The sequence below is a fragment of the Corynebacterium sp. genome (genome assembly GCF_012837295.1).
In the GTDB taxonomy this organism is placed as follows: domain Bacteria; phylum Actinomycetota; class Actinomycetes; order Mycobacteriales; family Mycobacteriaceae; genus Corynebacterium.
Map to the genome: position 1 here is coordinate 1 of NZ_DURI01000286.1, position 4,582 is coordinate 4,582.

Below are 4,582 nucleotides of genomic sequence, written 5' to 3' on the forward strand. Positions count from 1 at the left end.
TACCCGGTGATCATGGGCGATTACGCCGATCAGCAGGCTACCTGGGGCCGCGTGGAGATGGTGCCCGGCACCGCGCTGTCGAAGCCGAAGCCGCTGTTCGCCAAGCTGGATCCCGAGCTGGCGGAGACCGGCCCGGAGTGGGCGCCGGTCAACCCGGAGCAGTAGCGGCGGGTCCATCCCACCACAGAAAGACGTCCAGTGGTCAGAAAGACGTGGTCAACCACCACTTTCTGACCACTGGATGTCTTTTTGCCTCGTTGGGGTGGGTGGTCGGGGCGGGTGCCGCGCTGAAACGGTGCGGGGAGCTCCGTTATTCGCAGCCTTCGCTAGCCGCGGTCGTGGGGTGACCGAAGGAGTAGCGGAAGGCGGCGATGGTCGGTCGCCCGGCTAGCCGCGGTCGCCGCTAACCGCGGCCGTAGGGGTTGTCGCTGGAACGTCCCGTCGCGCCGTCCGAGCGGCCGCTTCCACCGCCGTTCGCTCCACCGGCTCCGTTCGCGCCGCCGTCCGAGTCGCCATCGGCCGCGCCAGCGGGGCCGCCCTTGGCGTGGCGGCCGGGCTCGCCGCGGTTGAACAGGCCGGCGGTGCCCTTCAGTCCGCTCTTGCCCATTTCGCCGATGGAACTCATGGTCTCGGGGTCGAAGGCCTTGTTCATGAAGCCGATCGCCCGGCTGGTCAGCTCCTCGGTCTGCGCCTTGCGTTCGAGGCGCAGCTCGGCGAGGCGCTCCTCCTCGAGGATCTTCTGCTTCGCGGCGCGCTCCTGGTCGGCGGCCTTGCGCTCGGCGGCGCGGAGCTTCTCCGACGACCTCAGCTCGCGCAGCCGTTGCCGCTCGACGGACTGGGGGCTGGGGACGTGCCAGGCGTCGGGGCCGACCTTCATCACGTAGAGCATCAGCCACACCGTGGGGATGAGCAGCAGCAGCACCGCGGGCAGGGGAGAGGCGAACATCGCCGACAGGACGATCGATCCGGCGGCGGAGCCGACGGCCGTCAGCCCGACCAATCCCAGCCGGGTCTTCTTCCCGTGCTGGTAGGCGGCGTCGATTTCCTCGCCGGCGTAGAGCTTCGCGGGCGCCTGCCCGGGCAGGCCACCCTTGCGGGATGCTGGCAGGTCGTCGAAAAGCGGGAGCAGTTCCGTGCCGGTCTGGGCGCAGGCGACCTGCCGCACGCGCTCGTCGTATTCGTCGATGGTCAGGCGGCCCTCGGAGAACGCGCGGCCGAGGCTGGCCATCGCGGCCTCGCGTTCGGCGTCGCTGATGCGGTAGTTGGCGTCGTCTCCGCTGGTGTTCCCGTGGCTGCCCGTCATGCATTCGATGATATCGCCGCGCCTACACTTGGCCACCATGGGAAAGAAGAAGCGCCCCGTTGCCGAGCCCGCCCCGTACGTCGCGCCGTTGTTCGACGCGCACACGCACCTCGCGTCCTGCGGGGCGCGCGACGAGGCGTCGATCGCCGCGTTGATGGATCGCGCGATGGCCGCCGGCGTGGCGGGCGTGTGCACCATCGGCGACGGTCTGGCGGAGACGGAGTTGGCCGTCGCGGCGTCGCGGTCGCATCCGCGGGTATGGGCGGCTGCGGCGATTCATCCGACCCGGGCGACCGAGCTTGACGACGCCGCCCGGGCGCGCCTCACGGAGCTGGCGTCGGAGGAGCGGGTCGTGGCCATCGGGGAAACCGGGCTGGACGAGTACTGGATCGGGAAGATGGACGACTGTGCGCCGTTGGACGTGCAGATCGAGGCGATGCACTGGCACATGGAGCTGGCGAAGTCCGTGGGCAAGCCGTTGATGATCCATAACCGCGAGGCCGACGAGAATCTCATGCGCGAGCTCGAGGGTTTCGGCGGGACGGTGATCCTGCATTGCTTCAGCTCGCCGATCGCGGTGGCGCGGGAGGCGCTCGATCGGGGGTACGTGCTGTCGTTCACCGGCAACGTGACGTTCAAGCGCAATGCGGACCTGCGCCTGGCGGTGGAGGAGGCGCCGGCGGAGCAGTTGTTGGTGGAGACCGACGCTCCGTACATGACGGCCGAGCCGTATCGCGGGGCGCGCAACGAGTCCGCGTTCGTCGGGTGGCAGGCCCGCTGCATGGCCGAGGCGCGGGGCATCACCGCGGAGGAGATGGCGGCCCAGCTGACGGCCAACGCCGAACGCATCTACGGCATCGAGGTGCCGGCGCTCTAACGGGCTGCCGCGCTGCCGTGGAAGGCGCGGGAGTGGCGTCGGCCGTTGAGGCGGTGGCGGTGATGGCGGGGAGGCAAGCGTCGTGAAGCAGTCTTTTTCAGAATTGCCGTCACATCCACAACAGCGGCCCCAATGGTGCCACCAAATGGGGGTGTGTAACGCTGCGATTACGGTAACTGTGGTGCGGATTACGCCCGATTTGGCGATCAACCTGGGCATTTAGTGGACTTTCATCCGATCTTTACCGTAACGTGACCGCAGTACTTCCACCGGGGTGCACATTTCGCCGCGATCACGGGCCCTCTCCAGCCAGGGCCGAACCGTGCCGGCCCATGCCCGCCCGCGCCCCCGGGGAACTTCGAGAGGAACCGCAGCACCGTGACCAAGCACTCCAAGAGCCACGTCAACCCGCTGAACAACAAGGCCACCACGACCAAGCGCGTCGCCACCGGTGGCCTTCTCGTCGCGCTCGTCGCCGGCGGCGGCACCGCGGCCGCGGCCCAGAAGAGCGTCACGGTCGACGTCGACGGCGAGATCCAGCAGGTCTCCACCATCTTCGGCGACGATGCCCGCATCCTGGACAAGGCCGGCGTCGAGGTCGGCGACGGCGACCAGGTCATCCGCCAGGGCGAGATCTCCGACGGCGGCAAGCTGGTCTACCGCTCCGCGAACCCGGTGTCGCTGACCATCGACGGCGTCACCACCGAGACCACCACCACCGCCCTGACCGTGGACGAGCTGGTCAAGTCGCTGCCGCAGCTGAAGGCCGCCGACACCGTGAAGTCCCCGTCGCAGCGCATTCCGGCCGAGGGCATCGAGCTGGACATCGTCACGGCCAAGGACATCGTCCTCAACGACTCGGGCACCGAAGGCCGTCTGCAGATGGCGGTGGCCACCGTCGCCGACGTGCTGGAGCAGCGCGGCATCGAGCTGGGCGAGGGTGAATTCGTCACCCCGGCCCCGGAGACCGCGGTGACCGAGGGCATGCGCATCGACGTGTCGCGCTTCATCGAGAAGGTCCTCACCGAGGACGTCGAGATCGCCTCCCCGGAGGAGATCATCGAGGATCCGGAGATGTTCGACGACGAGCGCGTCGTCGAGACCCAGGGCGCGCCGGGCATGAAGCTGGTGCAGCTCAAGGTGCTGTCCCGCGATGGCCAGGAGCTGTCCCGCGAGGTGCTGAAGGAAGAGGAGAAGGTCGCCCCGACCGTCACCACCGTCCGCCAGGGCACCAAGCCGCGCCCGGGCGCCGTCCCGGCCGTGGCCAACGGTTCCGTGTGGGACGCGCTGGCGCAGTGCGAGTCGGGCGGCGACTGGCACATCGACACCGGCAACGGCTACTCCGGTGGCCTGCAGTTCCACCCGCAGACGTGGACCGCCCACGGCGGCGGCCAGTACGCGCCGACCGCAGGCCAGGCGAGCCGCGAACAGCAGATTGCCGTGGCCGAGAAGGTCCAGGCCTCGCAGGGCTGGGGCGCCTGGCCCGCGTGCTCCGCGTCGCTGGGGCTGCTCTAAGTGACCGACGTCCGCCTGCTCGGGCCGGTCGAGGTGCGCCGGCTGGCGGCGGAACTGGACCTGCAGCCGACGAAGAAGCTCGGCCAGAACTTCGTCCACGACCCGAACACCGTCCGGCGCATCGTCGCCGCCGCCGACCTGTCGCCCGAGGACTACCCGGTCGAGGTCGGCCCCGGCCTGGGGTCGCTGACCCTTGGCCTGCTCGAGCATTGCGGCCGGGCCGCCGCCGTGGAAATCGACCCGCGCCTGGCCGAGCGCCTCCCGAAGACGGTGGGGGAGTTCGCGCCGGGGCGCCAGCTCAACCTGGTGCTCAAGGACGCGATGACGGTGACGCGGGACGACATCGTCGGAAAGCAATCCCTTGCCGCCGGCGACGCCGGGGCCGCCGAATTCCCCGAGCCCACCGCCCTGGTGGCGAACCTGCCGTACAACGTGTCCGTGCCGGTGCTGCTGCACATGCTGCGGGAGTTCCCGTCGATCCGGCGCGTGCTGGTGATGGTGCAGCTGGAGGTCGCCGAGCGCCTGGCCGCCGAGCCGGGGTCGAAGATCTACGGCGTGCCCAGCGTCAAGGCCGCGTTCCACGGCGACGTGCGGCGCGCGGGGACCATCGGGCCCAACGTGTTCTGGCCGGTGCCCAAGGTCGACTCGGGCCTGGTGCGCATCGACGTGTTCGGCGTGCCCGGGCCCGACGGGGAGCCGTCGCCCGCGGGGGACGCGCCGTGGCCCGTCACGGACGAGGCCCGCGACAAGGTGTGGCCGCTCATCGACGCCGCATTCGCCCAGCGCCGCAAGACCCTCCGCGCGGCGCTGTCCGGCGTGTACGGGTCCGGCGCTGCCGCCGAGGAAGCGCTCGTCGCCGCCGGCATCGACCCGAAGCTGCGGGGCGA

Annotated in this window: 4 protein-coding genes; 3 read left to right on the forward strand and 1 reads right to left on the reverse strand. The window is 70.0% G+C overall.

Annotated features, from left to right (window positions below; all coding sequences use genetic code 11):
- Window positions 1–403: 403 nt before the first annotated feature.
- A complete protein-coding gene (locus GX015_RS09300; protein ID WP_291344600.1) occupies window positions 404–1,303 on the reverse strand; it encodes a DUF1707 domain-containing protein in 900 nt (299 codons plus the stop codon).
- Window positions 1,304–1,340: 37 nt separating this feature from the next.
- Between GX015_RS09300 and GX015_RS09305 the strand changes: the two genes are divergently transcribed.
- The 3 genes from GX015_RS09305 to rsmA form a co-directional block, all read left to right on the forward strand.
- Window positions 1,341–2,180: a TatD family hydrolase gene (locus tag GX015_RS09305; RefSeq protein ID WP_291344602.1), complete on the forward strand. Its 840-nt coding sequence runs from the start codon at window positions 1,341–1,343 to the stop codon at window positions 2,178–2,180.
- Window positions 2,181–2,558: 378 nt separating this feature from the next.
- Entirely contained in the window at window positions 2,559–3,695 is a 1,137-nt protein-coding gene (locus GX015_RS09310) for a resuscitation-promoting factor (RefSeq protein WP_291344604.1), read from the forward strand.
- A partial coding sequence (rsmA, locus tag GX015_RS09315; protein WP_291344606.1) for a 16S rRNA (adenine(1518)-N(6)/adenine(1519)-N(6))-dimethyltransferase RsmA occupies window positions 3,696–4,582 on the forward strand: 887 nt, incomplete at its 3' end.